The organism is Rubrivirga litoralis (assembly GCF_031846415.1).
In the GTDB taxonomy this organism is placed as follows: Bacteria; Bacteroidota; Rhodothermia; order Rhodothermales; family Rubricoccaceae; genus Rubrivirga; species Rubrivirga litoralis.
The window spans coordinates 34,253-52,724 of sequence record NZ_JAVRHT010000006.1; the positions used below are offsets into that span (position 1 = coordinate 34,253).

Annotated in this window: 14 protein-coding genes and 1 pseudogene; 9 read left to right on the top strand and 6 right to left on the bottom strand. The window is 74.8% G+C overall.

The features are described 5' to 3' along the window. Positions 1-32 precede the first annotated feature (32 nt). From RM540_RS04065 to RM540_RS04095, 8 genes and pseudogenes are all read left to right on the top strand, one after another. Positions 33-1,916: a T9SS type A sorting domain-containing protein gene (locus RM540_RS04065; protein ID WP_311662252.1), complete on the top strand. Its 1,884-nt coding sequence runs from the start codon at positions 33-35 to the stop codon at positions 1,914-1,916. Next, a complete protein-coding gene (locus tag RM540_RS04070; protein WP_311662253.1) occupies positions 1,913-3,748 on the top strand; it encodes a chondroitinase-B domain-containing protein in 1,836 nt (611 codons plus the stop codon). Before RM540_RS04065 ends, RM540_RS04070 begins: the two co-directional genes overlap by 4 nt. Positions 3,749-3,801: 53 nt before the next feature. Further along, entirely contained in the window at positions 3,802-5,490 is a 1,689-nt protein-coding gene (locus RM540_RS04075) for a hypothetical protein (RefSeq protein WP_311662254.1), read from the top strand. Further along, the gene (locus RM540_RS04080; protein ID WP_311662255.1) at positions 5,487-6,716 is read left to right on the top strand and encodes an alginate lyase family protein; all 1,230 of its coding nucleotides are present in this window, start codon (positions 5,487-5,489) and stop codon (positions 6,714-6,716) included. The genes RM540_RS04075 and RM540_RS04080 overlap by 4 nt, the downstream gene beginning before the upstream one ends. 328 nt (positions 6,717-7,044) lie before the next feature. Then, positions 7,045-7,319, top strand: a pseudogene (locus tag RM540_RS16480) (transposase); the annotation flags it as partial. Positions 7,320-7,477: 158 nt separating this feature from the next. Continuing rightward, a complete protein-coding gene (locus RM540_RS04085) occupies positions 7,478-8,599 on the top strand; it encodes a DHH family phosphoesterase (protein WP_311662256.1) in 1,122 nt (373 codons plus the stop codon). Between the two features lie 84 nt (positions 8,600-8,683). Next, complete coding sequence (locus RM540_RS04090) at positions 8,684-9,244, top strand: DUF421 domain-containing protein (protein WP_311662257.1); 561 nt, start codon at positions 8,684-8,686, stop codon at positions 9,242-9,244. Between the two features lie 18 nt (positions 9,245-9,262). Beyond that, positions 9,263-9,820, top strand: a complete 558-nt coding sequence (locus RM540_RS04095) for an Fpg/Nei family DNA glycosylase (protein ID WP_311662258.1) — start codon at positions 9,263-9,265, stop codon at positions 9,818-9,820. Here RM540_RS04095 and RM540_RS04100 read toward each other — a convergent pair. From RM540_RS04100 to RM540_RS04110, 3 genes are all read right to left on the bottom strand, one after another. After that, positions 9,778-9,942, bottom strand: a complete 165-nt coding sequence (locus RM540_RS04100) for a hypothetical protein (protein WP_311662259.1) — start codon at positions 9,940-9,942, stop codon at positions 9,778-9,780. The genes RM540_RS04095 and RM540_RS04100 overlap by 43 nt on opposite strands. A gap of 21 nt (positions 9,943-9,963) precedes the next feature. Then, a complete protein-coding gene (locus tag RM540_RS04105; RefSeq protein WP_311662260.1) occupies positions 9,964-11,910 on the bottom strand; it encodes an ABC1 kinase family protein in 1,947 nt (648 codons plus the stop codon). 73 nt (positions 11,911-11,983) lie between these two features. Continuing rightward, positions 11,984-12,403, bottom strand: a complete 420-nt coding sequence (locus RM540_RS04110) for an HIT family protein (protein ID WP_311662261.1) — start codon at positions 12,401-12,403, stop codon at positions 11,984-11,986. Positions 12,404-12,840: 437 nt separating this feature from the next. On the opposite strand from RM540_RS04110, the gene RM540_RS04115 reads away from it, so the two are divergent. Then, the gene (locus tag RM540_RS04115; RefSeq protein ID WP_311662262.1) at positions 12,841-13,779 is read left to right on the top strand and encodes a haloalkane dehalogenase; all 939 of its coding nucleotides are present in this window, start codon (positions 12,841-12,843) and stop codon (positions 13,777-13,779) included. Between the two features lie 151 nt (positions 13,780-13,930). Here the strand turns inward: RM540_RS04115 and smc are convergent, their stop codons facing one another. The 3 genes from smc to RM540_RS04130 form a co-directional block, all read right to left on the bottom strand. Next, positions 13,931-17,527, bottom strand: a complete 3,597-nt coding sequence (gene smc, locus RM540_RS04120) for a chromosome segregation protein SMC (protein ID WP_311662263.1) — start codon at positions 17,525-17,527, stop codon at positions 13,931-13,933. 62 nt (positions 17,528-17,589) lie between these two features. Then, entirely contained in the window at positions 17,590-18,114 is a 525-nt protein-coding gene (locus RM540_RS04125; protein WP_311662264.1) for a hypothetical protein, read from the bottom strand. Positions 18,115-18,186: 72 nt separating this feature from the next. Next, positions 18,187-18,471: a hypothetical protein gene (locus tag RM540_RS04130; protein WP_311662265.1), complete on the bottom strand. Its 285-nt coding sequence runs from the start codon at positions 18,469-18,471 to the stop codon at positions 18,187-18,189. Position 18,472: the final 1 nt, after the last annotated feature.

The following is an 18,472-nucleotide window of genomic DNA, read 5'->3' on the forward strand; positions in this document are numbered from 1 at the left end:
ACGGGCGGGGCGGAGGTTCGACCCGACCTCGCATGAACCATCCGCTACAGGCCTCGTTCGTCGGGGTCGCGCTCGCCTGCGCCCTCCTCCTCGCCCACCCCGCCCGTGCGCAGGAGGCGTGGGAGTCGGACATCGTCTATGAGGGCGCCGACGGCCAGCTCGTGTACGTCTCCGACGACGAGGGCAACCGGGTCCCCGACTTTTCGCGGGCGGGGTACCGGGGGGGCGGGGTGGCGCTGCCTGACGTGCCGGCGGTCCAGACCGTCGCGCCCGTCGAGGGCGACGACACGGCCTCGATCCAGGCGGCCATCGACGCGGTCGGTGCTCGGACGCCCGACGCCGACGGCGTCCGCGGCGCGGTCGTGCTCGAAGCGGGCACCTACGAGGTCGCCGGGACCCTCGCGCTTCGCGTGGGCGGGGTGGTGCTCCGGGGCGCCGGCGACGGTGAGGACCCGGCCTCGAACACGGTCCTCCGCCGGAGCGGGGAGAACACGGCGCCGGTCGTCCGGGTGGGCCGGAGCCGGAGCCGCGGCGACGCGATCATCCGCCGTGACGACGCGCGGGGGGCGGCGACGATCACCGACGACGTGGTGCCCATCGGGGCGCGTTCGTTCAGCGTGGACCGGCCGGAGCGGTACCGCGCGGGCGACCCGGTCGTGGTCTACCACCCCGCCACGGCGGCCTGGATTCAGTCGGTCGACGGGGGCGGGACGGCCGACGACCCGCCGTGGGCCGTTTCAGAAATGCCCATCGGGTACGCGCGGACGGTCGAGGCCGTCGACGGCGCGACGGTGACGGTCGACGCGCCCGTGTTCGCGCGGCTCGTCAAGAGCGTCTCTCCGTCGTACATCTACCTGCGGGACCGGGACGACGTGATCGAAGAGGTCGGCGTCGAAGGGCTGCGGATCGACATTGAGACCGCGTCGGAGACGGACGAGACGCAGGCCGAGAACGCCGTCGAGTTCCACCTGGTCGAGAACGGGTGGGTGCGCGGCGTGACAGCGCTCCACTTCTGGCACGCCGGGGTCTCCGTGCAGAACTCGCGCTACGTGACGGTCCGGGACTCGCGGGCGCTCGACCCGCACTCGCAGGTCACGGGCGGGCGGCGGTACAACTTCGAGGTGGCCCGGTCGCAGCTCGTCCTATTTCAGGGGAACGAAGCGTCGGAGGCCCGTCACGCTTACGTCGGCAACGGGGAGACGCTGGACTCGGGGGTCGTCTTCCTGGACAACACGTCACGCGACGCCTCAACGTCGAGCGAGGCGCACCGGCGATGGGCGACGGGCTTCCTCTTCGACAACCACACCGAAATCGGGTCGCGCGGCGTGGAGATTTCCGACCGGCGGATCCACCTGGGCAACCGGGGCGACTTTGGGACCGCCCACGGGTGGTCGTGCGCGAACTGCGTGGTGTGGAACGCCGAGATGAACGGGAGCCTCGTCATCGTCGAGAAGCCGCCGACGGCCCAGAACTACGCCATCGGGACGCAGGGCTACGTGACGAACCGGGGTCCCTTCTTTGTGCGGACGCCGGCCTACATCGAGGGCACGAACCGCCCCGCCCTCGCCCCCCGCTCGCTCTACCTCCGCCAACTCCAGGACCGCGGCCTCGCCGTCGCGGGCGAGCCGGCGCCCGCCGCAGCGGTCCTCCGCCTGTTCCCGGCCGCGCCCAACCCGGCGACAGGCCGGAGCCGGCTACGCTTCGAGATCGCAACGCCGGGGGACGCCCGCCTCGCGGTCTACGACGTGCTCGGCCGCGAGGTGGCCGTGCTCGTGGACCGCGCGCTCGGGGCGGGGCGGCACGAGGCTATGCTCGACGCCCGCGCCCTCCCCGCCGGCCTCTACCTCGCCCGCCTCGACGTGGCGACCGCGGCCGGAGCCACCACCGCCACGCAGCCACTCACCGTCGTCCGATGACCTCCCGCCCCGCCCGCCGTCTCCGCCCCGCCCCGCCGCCGTCCGCCCCGCCTGCGCGGCGGGCGGGGTGGTGGCTGGCCCTCGCCGCCCTCGCCGTGGGCGGGGCGGCCCCGCTCAGCGCGCAGCCGACCGAGCGCTACGTAACCACGAGGTTCGAGCTGGCGACGGCCATCTCGCAGTCCCAGCCGGGCGACGTCATCACGATGGCGGACCAGCGGTGGACGGACACCATCATCTCGTTCTCCGCGAACGGCGTCGAGGGCGACTCGATCCGGCTCCAGGCCGAGACGCCGGGCGGGGTGATCCTCGACGGCTCCTCGCGGCTCCGCATCGGCGGCGACTACCTCGTGGTCGACGGGCTCCGGTTCGAGGGCGGGGCGATCGGAGGCGGCAGCGTGATCGAGTTCCGCGCCAACTCGTCCAGCCCCGCCCACCACAGCCGGCTGACGAACACGACCATCGTCGATTACAACCCGCCCTCGACGTCGACGGACTACAAGTGGGTCTCGCTCTACGGGACGGACAACCGCGTCGACCACAACTACTTCGCGGGCAAGACGCACGCGGGGACCACGCTCGTGGTGTGGCTGGAGGACGAGCCCGACCACGAGCCGAACCGCCACCGGATCGACCACAACCACTTCGGGCCGCGCCCGCCGCTCGGTGAGAACGGCGGCGAGACGATCCGGATCGGGACGAGCGCGCGCTCCATGCAGGACTCCGAGACGACCGTCGAGTACAACCTGTTCGAAAAGTGCGACGGCGAGATCGAGACGATCTCGAACAAGTCAGGCAAGAACGTCTTCCGCTCCAACACCTTCCTCTCGACGAGGGGCTCGCTGACGCTCCGCCACGGGAACGGCGCGCGGGTCGAGGGCAACTTCTTCCTCGGCAACCGGCTCCCCGACACCGGCGGCATCCGCGTGATCGGGGAGGACCACGTGGTCGTCAACAACTACCTCGAGAACCTGCGCGGGAGCGGGTTCCGGGCGGGGATCTCGATCATGAACGGCGTCCCGAACTCGCCGCTCAACCGCTACTTCCAGGTCAAGAACGTCGTCATCGCGCACAACACGGTCGTCGAGAGCACCGCCCCGCTCGTGATCGGAGCGGGCGAGAACTCGGAGCGGACGCTCCCGCCCGAGAACGTGACGTTCGCCAACAACGTCCTCACCTCGATCGGCGGCTCCATCATCCGCCAGGACGACGAGCCCGTCGACATGGTCTGGGAGGCGAACGTCGCCTACGGCGGGTCGCTGGGGATCGAGAACCCGGGCGGGGTGACGGTGGCCGACCCGGAGCTCGTGGCCGGCGACGACGGCCTCCTCCGGCCTGCGGCGGGGAGCCCGCTCCTCGACGCCGCCGACCCGGCCTTCGCGGTGGCCCTGGACGTGGACGGCCAGCCGCGCGACGCCACGCCCGACATCGGGGCCGACGAGCGCTCGGACGCGCCGGTCCTCCGCCGGCCCCTCACGGCCGAGGACGTCGGGCCGCGCGAGCGCCCGTCGTCCGGCGGCGGGTCGGGACCGACGGCGAGCGGGGAGGACCCGGCGGGCGGGGCGGCCCTCGCGCTCGGCCTCCCCTACCCGAACCCGACGCTGGGACGGGCGACGGTGCCGGTCCGGCTCGCCGCGGCCGGCCACGTTGCCGTGCGCGTGTACGACGTGCTCGGCCGCGAGGTGGCCGTGCTCGTCGACGGCCCGGTCGCCGCCGGTGAGCACCGCCTCGCATGGGACGCCGCGCGCGTGCCCGCCGGCCGCTACCTCGTCGTCGCGCAGGCCGGCGCCGACGTCGCCCGCCGGGCCGTCGTCGTGGCCGGTCGCCGCGACTGACGCCGCCCCGCCCCGCCCAGGTAGGGCGGGGTGGTCCCAGACCCCCCTGTACCATGACCCGCCCCGCCCCGCTCGCCGCCGTTCTCCTGGTCGCGCTGACGTCGAGCGCCGCCGCGCAGGAGGCGTGGACGCCCGAGATCCTGTCGGACGCCGTCCAGGACGAGCACTACCTCCCCGACTTCTCCTATGCCGGCTACCGCTGGGGCGAGGAGCCGCTGCCCGAGCGGTTCGACGGCCACGCCGTCCTCGACGCGGCCGCCTACGGCGCGGTCCCTGACGACGGCGACGACGACACAGCGTCGCTGCGGGCGGCGTTCGCGGCGGCCCACGACACGGACGGGCCGGTGCTCGTGCGCCTCCCGGCGGGGCGGCTCGTGCTCACGGACATCCTGTACATCGAGCGGAGCGACTTCGTGCTCCAGGGCGCCGGGGGCGGGGCGGACGGCACGACGCTCTACATGCCCGCCCCGCTCGGCGCGCTCCCCACGCCGGCGCCGATGGCCGAGCTCGAAGAGTACCTGGTCTCGAACGACAAGCGCCAGCGCGAGCGGGACCGCGGCATCGACGAGCCCTACTCGCTCTACTCGTGGTCGGGCGGCTACATCTGGACGAACACGCCGGGCGGGCGCGGCAAGCCGTACCTCGCCCGCTACGACCGCGAGCCGGCCACGCTCGCGACCGGGCTGAGCGGCGCGCGCGGCACCCACGTGGTCACGGCCGAGGGCGGGGCGGACGTCGCGCCGGGCCAGATCATCCAGGTCAACTGGTTCAACCGGGAGGGGCCGGACGGGTCGCTCCTCGACTACCTCTACGCCGGCCGCGCCGGCGACCTGGCGATCGGCGAGCGCCACTGGGAGAGCCCCGACATGCCGCTGACGCGCCAGGAGGTGACGGTACTGGCCGTCGACGGGGACCGGGTGACGATCAAGGAGCCGCTCCTCCACGACCTCCGGCCGGCGTGGACGCCGACGCTCACGGCGTGGGAGCCGATCACCGAGGTGGGCATCGAGGGCATCCGGTTCGAGTTCCTCTACGACGAGTACAACGTCCACCACGTCGAGCCGGGTAACAACGCCGTCTACCTCACCAACACGGCCCACTCGTGGGTCCGCGACGTGGACGTCGTCAACGGCGACAGCGGGATCTTGACCGACGTGTGCTCGAACGTGACGATCGAGGACGTCGGCGTCTACGGGCGGACGTACCACTACGGCGTCCACATGGGCGACTGCTACAACGTCCTCGCGCGCGACGTGTACGTGGCGGCGCCGGTCGTCCACACGTTCACGTTCAACACGGGCTCGCGGATGTGCGTCTACACGCACTCGACGGCCACCGACGGCCCGGTGCTCGACCAGCACAGCGGGCTCAACTACCAGAACCTGTTCGACGACCTCGTCCTCTACCTCGACGACCCGGAGCACGGCCCGATCACGGGGGGCGGGGCGAGCTACTGGAAGCCGTCGCACGCGGCCTACCCGGTGTTGTGGAACGTCCGCTTCGAGTTCCTCTACCCCGAGCCCCTCTACTCCGGGGGTGGGGCGGTCGCCGTCGAGGGCCTCGACGACGGGCCGGCGGCCCGGATCGTCGGCCTACGCGCGAACCGCCCGATCACCCTGAGCTACGGCCCGGACGCCTACGTCGAGGGGCTGAACCGGCCCGAGATCGCCGTCCCGTCGCTCTACGAGTACCAGCTCCGCCGGCGCCTCGCGCACGAGGCGGCCGACCGCTCCACGCCATGACCACCCCGCCCCGCCCCGCCCTTTCTGTTGGGCTCGCCCTCGTGCTGGCCCTCGCCGGCTGCGCGCCGGGCGGGGCGGCGTCCGTTGAGGCGGGCGGGGCGGTGACGCTCGCCGACCTGGAGCGCGAGCGTGTCCTGTCCGCCGCCGACGCGTACCTGGACGAGCCGCCGGTGACGGTCACGGCGGCCGTCGCGGAGCGGAGCGCGGGCGGGCGCCACGACTTCTACTCCGAGGGCGACTACTGGTGGCCCAACCCGGACGACCCCGGCGGCCCGTACGTCCGCCGCGACGGGCTCACGAACCCGGACAACTTCGTCGCCCACCGCGACGCCATGCGGCGGCTGAGCGTGATCGTGCCGGCGCTCGCGGCCGCGTACCGCCTCACGGGCGACGACCGCTACGCCGCCCACGCCCGCCGCCACCTCGACGCCTGGTTCGTGGACGAATCGACGCGGATGACCCCGAACCTCCTCTACGCCCAGGCCATCAGCGGCCGCGTGACGGGGCGGGGCATCGGCATCATCGACACGGTCCACCTTGTGGAAGTCGCCCAGGCCGTCCGCGTGCTGGAGGCGGAGGGCGGGGTGGACGCCGAGGCCGCACGGCCCGTCAAGGCGTGGTTCGCGGACTACCTCGACTGGATGACGACGCACGAGTACGGGACCGACGAGCGCGACCACGGCAACAACCACAGCAGCGCGTGGGCGCTCCAGGCGGCGGCGTTCGCGCGCCTCGTCGCCGACGAGGCGGTGCTGGCCGACGTCCGGCGCCGGTTCAAGACGGTCCTCCTGCCGGACCAGATGGCGGCGGACGGGAGCTTCCCGCAGGAGATGGAGCGGACCAAGCCCTACGGCTACGCGCTCTTCAACCTCGACATGCTGGGAATGGTCGCCGAGATCGCCTCGACACCGGACGACGACCTGTGGACGTTCGCGCTCCCGGACGGCCGGGGCATGGAGCGGGCGCTGGACTACATGGCGCCCTACGTCGCCGACAAGTCCGCGTGGCCGCTCCCGCCGGACGTCATGTACGATGATGCGTGGCCGGTCCGCCACCCCGCCCTCCTGTTCGGCGGGCTAGCCCTGGACGAGCCGGCGTACGTCGCGCTGTGGACGACGCTGGAGGCGGACCCGACGGAGGCCGAGGTGGTCCGCAACTTCCCGGTCCGGCAGCCGCTCCTGTGGGAGCCGCCGAGGCTGCCATTGCCCGCGACTTCTCAAGGGTAGAGAGCACGGAAGACTGTCGGTCGATCAGGCGGCCAGCCGGAGCATGGTTCCGCTCAGCTCGTCGACCGAGAAGCGGGAGTACCACTCGCGGAAGCGCAGTGCGAGCTCTCCGTCGAGCACCCGCGTCCGTGTCTGCAAGAACAGGTGCGTTCTGCGCCGCGCCCGTTGCATCTGCTAACGCTTGACGAACCGCTTCGAGACGATCTGGTCGTAGCGAAGCGCAGGCAGTCGACAGGGCGGGTAGGTCTCTCCAAAAAATCTCTCCGAGCCGCGAGGGCCGATTCTGGAGGTGGCGTGGCGAGTCTTGTGGGTTCAGCCATCCCAGCCGATGATGGCCCACGACGACTTCGCCAACGAGGCCACCGCCTCCCTCGAAGGCCGCGTCCGCGACGCCTCAAGGACGTGCTGGAGCAGGTCATGGAAGAGGAGATGACGACCCAGCTCCGAGCCGAGCACCGCGAGCGGACCGAGCGCCGACGCGGCGAGCGGGACGGCCACTACGGCTGCGCGCTCACGACCACCGCCGATCACATCGAGCAGATCCGCATTTCCCGAGTGCGCGAGATGCTGTCCCTCACCGAGTCTCGGAGGACTGGGCCGCTGGTACCTGAACATGGACCCCCTCCACGCCCTGTTTCACCAACCCGCAGGACTCGCTACTTGACCGGGAGCCACCCAGTGCCGGAAGGCCGGAGCCGGTCCGGCCTTGAGAGGTAGACGGAGGCCCCGTGACGACCGCCCCGCCCACCGCCGCCCCGCCCATGACGTTCGACCAACAACTCGCCGCCGCCCAGACCACGTTCCGGGACTGGCTCGGCCGCGTCGACCGGGCGGGGCGGACCGTTGTGTTCTGCCACTTCGACGCCGACGGGCTGGGCGCCGGCGCGCTCTTCGGGCGCGGCCTCCCGCTGCTCGGGTTCGAGGACGTGGTGGTCGTGCCGTCGGGGCGGAGCGAGTCGGCGTTCTCGGACGAGGCCCGCGACCGGCTCCGCGCTCTCGCGCCCGACGCGCTCGTCGTGACCGACCTGGGCGTGAACGAGCGGGGCACGCTGGAGGCCGACGGCGTGCCCGTCCTCTACGTCGACCACCACCGGCCGAGCGGCGAGCCTGAGGGCGGGGCGGTCGTGAGCGGCTACGACTGGGACCCCATCCCGTGCTCGGCGTGGCTGGCCTACGAGCTGCTGGAGGGGGCCGCGCCGGACGTCGACGAGTTCCGCGAGCTGGACTGGATCGCCGCCGTCGGCGTGATCTCGGACCTGGGCGAGAAGGCGCCGTGGCCGCTCCTGGCCGACGCCAAAACGCGCCACACGGCCAAGTGGCTGAAGGAGACCGTCGTCCTCGTGAACGCCGCCCGCCGCGCGCCCACGTTCGACGCGCAGGCGGCGCTCGACGCGCTCATGACGTTCGACGGGCCGAAGGCGCTGGCGACGGCCGAGACGCCCGAGGCCGAGCGGCTCCGCGAGGCCCGCGACGTGGTCAAGGCTGAGGTCGCCGAGGCCCGCAAGGCGGCGCCCGTCTTCTCGGACCGCCCCGCCCAGGGCGGGGTGGCGCCCGACGACCTCCGGTTCGCGCTCGTCCGCGTGCACAGCCCGGCGCAGGTCCACCCGCTCATCGCGCAGCAGTGGCGGGGGCGGCTGAAGGGGTACCCCGTGATCTGCGCGAACACGGGCTACCTCGACGGGCTCGTCGCGTTCTCGACCCGGTCGTCGCGGACCGACGTCTCGCTCCCCGAGGTGTACCAGGCCATCGACACGGGCGCGTGGAACGGGCGCTGGGGCCACGGCCACGACCAGGCCTCGGGCGGCCACCTCCCGCCGGACGTGTTCAACGGCGTCCTCGACGCGCTCGGGTTCGAGCCCGACGCCCACGTCCCGGACGCGTAGCCCCCCGCCCCGCCCCGCCCGCCAAACGCGGGCGGGGCGGTGGTACCCTCCGGCCTCCCCGCCCGCTTTGCCTCCCCGCCCCGCATGGCCGATTGGTTCGTCGCCTCCCCCCAGAGCCTCCTCGCCGTCGTGCTCTCGACGCTTGGCGTCTACGTCGCGCTCGTGGTGCTCGTCCGGCTCGTGGGACTCCGGAGCTTCTCGAAGATGACGAGCGTGGACTTCGCGCTCACGATCACGACCGGCGCCGTGCTCGCGTCGACGCTCCTCAACCAGAGCCCGCCGCTGCTCCAGGGCGTCGTCGCGCTCGCGGCGCTGTTCGCGCTCCAGGCGGCCGTGTCGTGGGGCCGCCGGCATGGGCTCTCGGTCCTCGACAACGAGCCGCTCGTGCTCATGGCCGGCGCCGAAGTCCTGGAGGACAACCTCAAGCGGGCGCGCGTGACCAAGGCCGACCTCCGGGGCAAGCTCCGCGAGGCGAACGTGCTCACGCTCGACCAGGTCCGGGCCGTCGTCTTCGAGACGACCGGCGACATCTCGGTGCTCCACGGCGACCCCGACGGGCCAGCGCTCGAAGCCGGCCTCCTGCGCGGCGTCCGCGACGCCGACCGCGTGGCGACCGTCGAGCGCGGCGGGCGGGGCGGTGGCTGAGGGCCACGCCGTCATCCGGTGGGCGCGCCGGCTGGCCCCGCCCGTGGGCCGGCCGCTCGTGCACGTCCAGATGCCGAAGTCGGGCTGCTCGCGCTGGACGAGCTGGAGCACCACGAGCGGCTGAACGCGCTCGGCCCCGACATCATGGCGCCGACCGACGCCCTGGAGCGGGGCGGGACCTTCGACCGCGCCGAGGCCGCGCGCCGCATCCGCGGGCGGGGCGGGGATCCCGTCAATCCGGTGATCCTGGACCAGACGATGGTGGCTGGCGTCGGCAACATCTACGCGAGCGAGGGCCTGTTCCTGGCCGGCGTCGACCCGTGCCGCCCCGCCCAGAGCGTGACCGACGCCGAGCTCGGCGCCCTGTGGGGCACGGTCCACCCGATGATGTGGGACGGGACGACGCGGTGGGGGCGGACGCAGACCACCCCGCCCGCGATGCAGGAGCGGGGCGAGACGCACTGGGTGTACCAGCGGAAGGGGAAGCCGTGCCTCGTGTGCGGGACGCCGGTCGAGCTCGTGCGCCTGCCGCCCTATGACCGGGCGACGTACCTCTGCCCCGTCTGCCAGGCGTAGGGCCGCCGCGGCTGCCGGAGGGCGGGGCTGGCAACGACGGCGGCCGCGGCGATCACAACGAGGAGCACGGAAAAGGGAACGAGGAGCATGGCGAGCGGGGCGGGGTGGTCCTTCCAAGACACGGTCGGGACGCCGCCGTTGCCTCACCCCGCCCGCCGGCGCTCCCTCAGCGCCGAGCCCAGCGCGCCGAGCGCGCACGCCCCGCTCAGGACGCCGAGCCCCAGCGCGAGGCCGCCCTCGCCCCCGACGTGCGCCGCGTACGCCACCCCGCCCGCGCCCGTCGCGCCGACGGCGTAGGCCACCTGGCGGAGCCCGGCGTAGACGCGGTCCGCCGCCCGGAGCGCGTCGGGCGCGCGGACGGCGAGCGTGCCGGCCTCGGCCGCCGTGAGCACGCGGTCGAGGCGGGCGGGGAGGGCGAGCGCCGTCCGCAGGGCGCTCTGCGCGCGGTCGGCCGCCACCCCGCCCACGTCGAGGTCTCCGACGAGCGGCTCGATGTGGGGGCGGAGCACGCGGAGCGGGTTGGCGTCCGGGTCCAGCGTCGTGCACAGGCCGATGAGGAGGAGCGCCGTCCGCTCCAGCAGGATCCAGTCGCGCGGCACGCGGAAGGCGCTGGCGAGGTCGCCGACCGAGACGCCGAGGTCGGCCATGTCGCCGAACGTGTCGGCGTGGGTCTCCATCGCGAACTCGAGCGTGAGGTCGCCCAGGCGGAACGCGTCGGGGTCGACGCCCTGGAGCACGCGCTCGTGGACCCGCTCGACGAGGGCGAGCACGGCGGCGTCGGCCGCCCCGCCCCGCCCGCGCTCGGCCACGAACCCCATGAGCCCGAGCGCCGCCGTCACGCGGCCCGCGTCGCGGGCCAGGACGCCCGCGATCATCTCCGCCAACCCGCTCCGCATCTCGGGCGTGAGCCGGGCGACGGCGCCGAAGTCGAGGAACACGAGCTCGAAGGGCCGCCCCGCCCCCGACGAGGCCGCCCCGCCCGCGTCTCCCTCGCCGACAGCGGGCGGGTCGGCCGGGAGGGGGCTGGGCGCCTCGCCTCCCCGCTCGCCGGCCGGGGGCGGGGTGGGGGAGAGCGGACCCGGTGCGTCGCCCGCCGATCCGTCGCCCGAGGGCGGGGCGGCGTCGGGCGGGGTGGCGTCAGCTTGGTCGCTCGCGGGCGGGGCGGGGAGGGGCTGGACCAGGAGGTTACCCGGGTGCGGGTCGGCGTGGTAGAGCCCGTCGCGGAAGATCATCCCGCCGTAGGCGTCGAGGATCCGCTCGGCGAGCGCCGCACGGTCGACGCCGGCCGCGTCGAGCGCTGCCAGGTCGCCAGCCTTGACGGCGTCCACATACTCGGTCGTCAGCACGCGCCGCGTCGACCGCTCACGGACGACGGCCGGCACCGAGACGCCCGGCCCGAGCACGGCGCCGATGGCCTCGGCCGACGCCGCCTCCTGCTCAAAGTCGAGCTCGGCCAGGACTGCCGACTCGATCTCCCGGAACTGCTCGCGGAGCCCGCGGACCCCGAACCACCGCCCGACGACGCGCAGGATCGTCTCGATGGCCTTCAAGTCGATCCGGGCGATCGCCTCGATGTCGACGTGCTGGACCTTGACGGCCACGTCGCGCCCGTCCGGCATCCGCGCGCGGTGGACCTGGGCGAGCGACGCGCTCGCAACGGGCGCGTCGCCAAACGACGCGAACAGCGCCTCGGGCTCGTCCCCCAGCTCCTCGCGGATGCGCGCGCGCACGGCGTCGGGCGGTCCGGCGGGCACCCGGTCCTGCAGCCCCTCCAGCTCCTCGCGGAAGGGCTCGGGGAGAAGCTGCGTGAGCACGCTCGCCAGCTGGCCCGCCTTGATGAACAGGCCCCGCAGCCGCAGGACGGCCTCGCGCACGCGGCGCCCGTTCCGCCGGTGGAGCGCGGTCCGACGCCGCCCCGCCCACCGCGGTCCGCGGACGCGGGCGACGGCGTCGAACCAGAGGTAGCTGAGGGCCACGCGGAGCGCCGCCGCGTACGCCCGCGTCTGGCGGAACCGCCGCCGCGCCGGCCGGGCGACGGGGATGGCGCCGGGAGAGGCGTTCGGGGGCGGGGCGGCGGTCTTGGCGAGCATGGGGCCGGAACGGGCGGCGCGCGCTCGGGTGCCGCCCCCGCAGACTCTTGGCCCCGACAGCCCGCCCGTCGTGTTACACGCCCGCCGCCTCGACGGCCGCCCGGAGTCTCGCCGCGACCGCTGCCAGCTCGCCGTGCGAGACCGGCTCCTCCGCCTGCGGCGCCAAGTCGCCCACGTCGTCGAGCGGGATCAGGTGAACGTGCGCGTGGGCCACGCCGAACCCCTCGACGACGGCCCCGACGCGGCGGGCGTCCATCGCCTCGCGGATCGGGCCGGCGAGGCGCCGCGCCCGCTCCCACAGCGCCGCGTAGACGTCGGGCGGGAGCGCGAACACGTCGTCGCCCCCGTCGTCGGGGACCTCTTTCGGGATCAGCAGGACGTGGCCGGGCCGCGAGGGCCGCGTGTCGAGGAATGCGAGGAAGCCGTCGTCCTCCCACACGCGGTGGGCCGGCGCCTCGCCGCGGACGATCTGGTCGAAGATGGTGTCGGGCATGGAAAGTGGAAAGTGGAAAGTGGAAAGTGGAAAGTGGAAAGTGGAAAGTGGAAAGTGGAAAGTGGAAAGTGGAAAGTGGGCGGGGTGGCGCTGGATTTGTTCCGCCCCGCCCGTTTATACCTGGGCGGGGCGGTGGAAGTGGACGCCGACGCGGGCCGCGAGCGGCGGCAGTCCCCCTCCTGGCCACCGCGCAGCGTCGGCGCAGCCAGGAGGGGATAGGGGTGGTGGACGACGAGGGCGGGACGGTCCGGGATGCCACCGCCCCGCCCGATGCCGCCTCGCCCAGCATCACGCGCCGTGCCCGGACAGGCGACCGCCGGTCGCCCCTACGGTGCCCGCCCCGCCCACGTCGCCGGCGGGGTGGCGCATCTTGCCTTCCGCCTTCCGCCTTCCGCCTTCCGCCTTCCGCCTTCCGCCTTCCGCCTTCCGCCTTCCCGATGCCCCACCCCGCCCCCGTCGTCCGCACGCCCGATGCCCGGTTCGCTGGGCTCCCCGAGTGGCCGTTCACTCCGACGTACCTCACGCTAGACGGCTTGCCCGGCGCGCCCATCCCGCTCTCGATCCACGTCGTCGACGAGGGGCCGCGCGACGCGGCCGAGACCGTCCTCCTGCTCCACGGCGAGCCCTCGTGGAGCTACCTCTACCGCCGGATGATCCCGCCGCTCGTGGCCGCCGGGCACCGGGTGGTCGCGTTCGACTTCGTCGGGTTCGGGCGGAGCGACAAGCTGACCAGCGTCGGCGCCTACACCTACGAGCTCCACCGGCGGACGCTGCTCGGCGTGATGGAGGCGCTCGACCTCCGCGGCGTCACGCTCGTGGTTCAAGACTGGGGCGGGCTGGTGGGGCTGCCAACCGCCGCGCTCGACGTGCCCGACCGCGTGGCCCGGCTCGTCGTGATGAACACGTTCCTGCCGACCGGCGAGGAGACGCCGTCGCTGGCGTTCCGCGCGTGGAAAGCGGGCGTGGGCGTCGTGCGGACGTGGCTGCCCGTTGGGCCGCTCATGCGCCTCGCGCTGCCAGCCAGCCAGCGCCGGTTCGTCCCGGCGTACACAGCCCCGTTCCCGACGCGCGCCTCGAAGGCCGGTGCCGTCGCGTGGCCGCTCCTCGTGCCCACCGAGCCCGGAAGGCCAGTGGCGGCCCACATGACGGCGGCGCGCGAGGCGCTCTCGCGGTGGGACAAGCCGGCGCTCCTCGTGTGGTCGCCGCAGGACCCGATCCTGGGCGGGGTGGCTCGCCATTTTGAACGTTTGATCCCGACCGCTGGCCCGGCCGTTGAGGTCCGGGGCGGGCACTTTCTCCAGGACAAGAGCGGGGCGGAGATCGCAGGCTACGTCCTCCGGTTCATGGAGCAGACCCGGCCGGGCAGGCCGACGTAACGCACCGGGGGCGCCGGGCGTCGGCCGGTCCAGAGCGCCGCCCCGCCCGCAGCGGGCGAGGGCGGGGTGGACAACGATCGGACAACGCCCCGCCCCGCCCCCAGTGCCGCGCGGGCGGGGTGGGCATCTTTCGACCTACCGACTCACCGACTCACGCCGGCTCCGCCTCGACCTCGGCCCCGTCGCCGCCGTCGAAGCGGACGCCGACGAGGCGGCTCACGCCCGGCGTCGGCATGGTCACGCCGTACATGCGGTCGGCGGCCTCCATCGTCAGCTTGTTGTGGGTGACGAGGATGAACTGGGTCGAGTCCGCGAACGAGCGGATGAGGCGCATAAAGCGGCCCACGTTGGCGTCGTCGAGCGGGGCGTCGACCTCGTCGAGGATGCAGAACGGGGACGGCTTGACGAGGTAGATCGCGAACAGGAGCGCCGTCGCCGTCAGCGTCTTCTCGCCGCCCGAGAGCTGGGCCAGCGAGACCGGCCGCTTCCCCTTCGGCCGCGCCGTGATGGCGACCGGCGCCTCCAGCGGGTCGTCGCCGTCGAGGCGGACGTCGGCCGCCGCGTCGCCGCCGAAGAGGTCGGCAAAGATCTTCTGGAACGCCTCGCGGACGGCCCCGAACGTCTCGTCGAACCGGCGCCGCGCCGTCTCGTTGATCTCGCGGATCGTCTCCAGCAGCGACGCCTCGGCGCCGGCGAGGTCGGCCCGCTGCGCGGTCAGCGTTTCGAGCCGGTCCTGCTCCTCCTCGTAGCTCTCGAGCGCGAGCGAGTTGACGGCCCCGAGCGCCCGGATTTTCTCCTTTAGCGTGGGCACCTCGGCGCGCGCCGCCGCTGGCTCGAACGGGGCCTCCTCGCCCAGCCGGTCGAGCTCGTCCGTGGCGTCGTCTAGCGTCGTGCCGTGCTCGTCGGCCAGCCGTTCGAGCGTCGTCTCCTGCCGCGTCGCGATCTCGACGAGGCGCCGCTCGGCGTCCGCGAGCGCCGTCGTCACGCGCTCGCGGGCGGCGCGGAGGTCGCGGAGCGCGCGCTCGCCGTCGGCGATCCGGGCGCGGGCGTCGAGCACGGCCCTCTCGGCGTCCGCCGCGGCGGTCTGGAGCGCGTCCGTCTCGCGGCGGAGCGCGCCGATCCGCTCGCCCCGCCCGCCGTCGTCGGCGTCGCCCGTGGCGAGCCCCGCCTCCAGCCGCTCGGCCTCGGCGGCCCGCTCGGCCTGGCGCCGGGCGACCTCGTCCAGCGACCGCGCGGCCCGGTCGCGGTCGGCGCGCGCCGCCTCGACGGCCGACTGCGCGCGGGCGTGGGCGAGGCGGGCGTCGCTCCACGCCGCCTCGGCCGCGGCGCCCTCGCGCGCGGCGTCGTCGGCCGCCGCCTCGGCGCGGGCACGCGCGGCCTCGGCCGTTTCCGCCCCGCCCTCGGCCTCGGCGACGGCCGCGTCCAGGGCGGGCGGGGCGGGGAGCGCACCGAGGGCGTCCGTGATCTCCTGCACGCGCTGGTCGAGGCGGGCGGCCTCGGCGCGCCGCGCGGCGGCCTCGGCCTCGCGCGCCGCCTCGGCGGCGGCGGCGCGGGCGCGGACACTGCGCGCCGCGTCCCGGTCCTCGCGCGCCGCGTCGCGGGCGCGCTCGGCGTCCGCTCGGTCGGCCTCGGCGCGGTCGCGCGCGTCGCGGGCGTCGGCCGCGGCGGACTCGGCGGACGCCAGGGCGCGTTCGGCCGCGTCCAGCGCCTCGGCTGCCCGGTCCTGGCGCTCGCGCGCCCCGAACCGCCCCGCCCCCTCCTGCGTCGCCGGGCTCCCCCCGTGGACGGCCCGGCCATCGGCCCACGCCCCGTCCGGCGTGACGAGCCGCCCCGCCCGCGGCGCCCGCTCGGGGAGCGCGTCGACGAGGAACACGTCGCCCAGGAGCGCGGCGAGGAGTGGCTCGAACCGGGTCTCCGACACGCGGACGCGGTCGAGGAGCCGCACCGCGCCGGGCGGGGCGGCGGGCGGGGCGGGCGCCTTTACGCGGTCCAGCACGAAAAACGTGGCGCGGCCCTCGTCGGCGTCGCGGAGCGCGCGGACGGCGGCCTCGGCCTCGCGGGCGGTGCCGACGACGAGCGCGTCGGCGTAGGCGCCGAGCGCGGCGTCGAGCGCGGGCCGGTCGGCCTCGTCCGCCCCGACCACGTCGGCGACGGTCGGGGCCGTCCACCCCGCCTGCGCGCGCAGGAAGGCGACCGCCCCGCCCGCGCCCTCGCCCGAGGCGACGAACGCGCGGAGCAGGTCAAGCTCGGCGCGCGCCGTGTTGCGGGCCGTGCGCGCCTCCTGGAGCGCGCCCTGCGCGGCGTCGAACGCGGCCCGCGCGGCGTCCCGGGCACCCACGCGCTCGGCGAGCGTGGCGCCGGCTCGTTCAAGCTCCGCCTCGGCCGCCTCCAGGTCATCGGGCGGGGTGGGCGGGGCGGCCTCGGGCGGGGCGGCCTCGGGCGGGGCGGCGCCGTCGGCGGGCGGGGCGGCGAGCGCGGCGCGGGCGGACTGGGCACGCTCGCGGTCGGCCTCCAAAAACGCGCGGCGGTCGGCGGCGCGGTCGCGGGCGGACTGCGCCTCGCGGAGCGCGCGGGCGGCGTCGCCGGCGTCGGCGCGGGCGGACTGGAGCGCCTGCCGCGCGGCGGCGGCCCGGTCGGCGGCCTCGGCGCGGGCGGCCTGGGCGGCGTCGAGGGCCGCCTGCGTCTGGACCACCCCGCCCTCGGCGGCCTCGATCTGAGCGGCGGCCCGCTCACGCTCGGCGTCCAGGTTGCGGGCGCGCGTTTTGTCGGCCTCGCGTTCGCGGGCGATCCGGTCGAGCGCACGGCGGGCGGCGTCACGGCGCTCGGCGGCGACGCGCGCCTCGGCCTCCAGCCGCTGCACCGTCTCGGCGTGGGACTGGAGCGCCCGGGCGCGGTCGGCCATCTCGCCCTCGCGGTCGACGAGGGCGGCGCGGGCCGCTTCGAGGTCGGCCTCGCCCCCAGCGAGCTGGGCGCCGAGCCCCTCGGCCTCGGTTCGCTGGGCGCGCGTGCTGGCGTCGAGCGCGTCGCGCTCGGTCTGGAGGCGGGCCACGTCGTGGGCGGCGAGCGCCAGCTCGATCCGCCGGAGCCGCCCCGCCAGCCGCTCGTGGCGGGCCGCCTTCTGCGCCTGGCGCGAGAGCGAGCGGACCTGCTTCTCGACCTCCTCCACGATGTCGTCCAGCCGCGTGAGGTCGGCGCGCGTGGCGTCGAGGCGGCGGAGGGCCTGGGCGCGGCGGCGCTTGTACTTGGTCACGCCGGCGGCCTCCTCGAACAGCCGTCGCCGGTCGTCGGCGTTCTCGCTCAGGATGTCCTCGACCATCGAGAGCTCGATGACCGAGTACGCCCCGGCGCCCATGCCCGTGTCCATGAACAGGTCGAGCACGTCGCGGAGGCGGACGACGGTCCCGTTGAGGAGGTAGTCCGAGTCGCCGTTGCGGTAGAGCCGCCGCGTGACCGTCACCTCGGCGTACTCGGTCGGGAGCACACCGCGGTTGTTCTCGACCGTCAGCGAGACCTCGGCCATCCCGAGCGCCCGCTTCTCGGCGGCCCCGTTGAAGATGACGCCCGACATCGACTCGCTGCGCAGGAGCCGCGCGCGCTGCTCGCCGAGCACCCACCGCACGGCGTCGATCACGTTCGACTTTCCACACCCGTTCGGCCCGACGATCGCCGTCACGCCCGGCGAGAACGACACGGCCGTCTTCTGGGCGAAGCTCTTGAAGCCGTGGAGCTCGAGCCGGCTGAGGTACATGCGGGCGCGTCGGGGGGAGCCCAAAGATACCGACCGCCCCGCCCTGCCCGCCGTGGGCGGCGTCAGTCGGCGCCCGGAACCGGGCGGTACACCGCCTGCGAGCCTCGGTCGAGGCCACCGACCGCGCCCACGCCGGCGCCGATCAGGCCGAAGGCGGACGTGATCAGGGCCGTCCCCTCGGCCGGTTCGAGGGGACCCGTGTCGCCGCTCGCGACGACGAGCGCGCTCAGGGCGAGCCCGACGCCCGCGCCCGCGAGCAGGCCGAGCCCGGCCCCCTCCGCCCCGCCCCGCGCCCGGTCAACAAAGCGGACGGAGAGGAGGTCGGCCGTGGGCGCCGAGCGGGCGGCCCCGGTCTGGGGATCGGTCCACGTGGCGAGGTCGGGGGCGAGGTGGAGCGCCCGCGCCCGTACGCGCTCCCCGCCCGCGAGGATGACCGTGGCGTCTGCCGTCCGGGCGCGGTCGTTGACGTCGGACCGCCCGCCGGCGGACGCGAGCGGGGCGGGCTGGATGTGGGTGCACCCGGCGAGGGCGCACACGGCGAAAACCAGGAGGCCGGCGGGGGCGGGGCGGAGCAGCGGAGCAGGCACGGGCGGGGTGGAAGAGGGGCCGCATCGTACCGCCCCGCCCCGCGGCCTCCCTGGTGCAGGAGGACTACCCGGTCAGTCGTCTTCTGGCGTGGATGGGTCCTCGTCGACCGCCTCGTCGCCGTCCTCGACGCGGGGGTTGGCCTTGAGGCGGTCCGACATCTGTCGGCCGACGTAGGCGTTGCCAGCCTCGGCGACGCGGGCCTCGCCGTCGTCGACCTCGGTCGCGGCCGGGGCCGCGTCGCGCTCCAGGTCCACGCCCTCCACCTGCTGGTCGGCTTCGGGCTCGCGGGCCTCGGGCGCGCGCGACTCGTCGGACGGGCGGCGGTTGGGGTCGGGCGGGGTGGCGTCGGCGGGCATG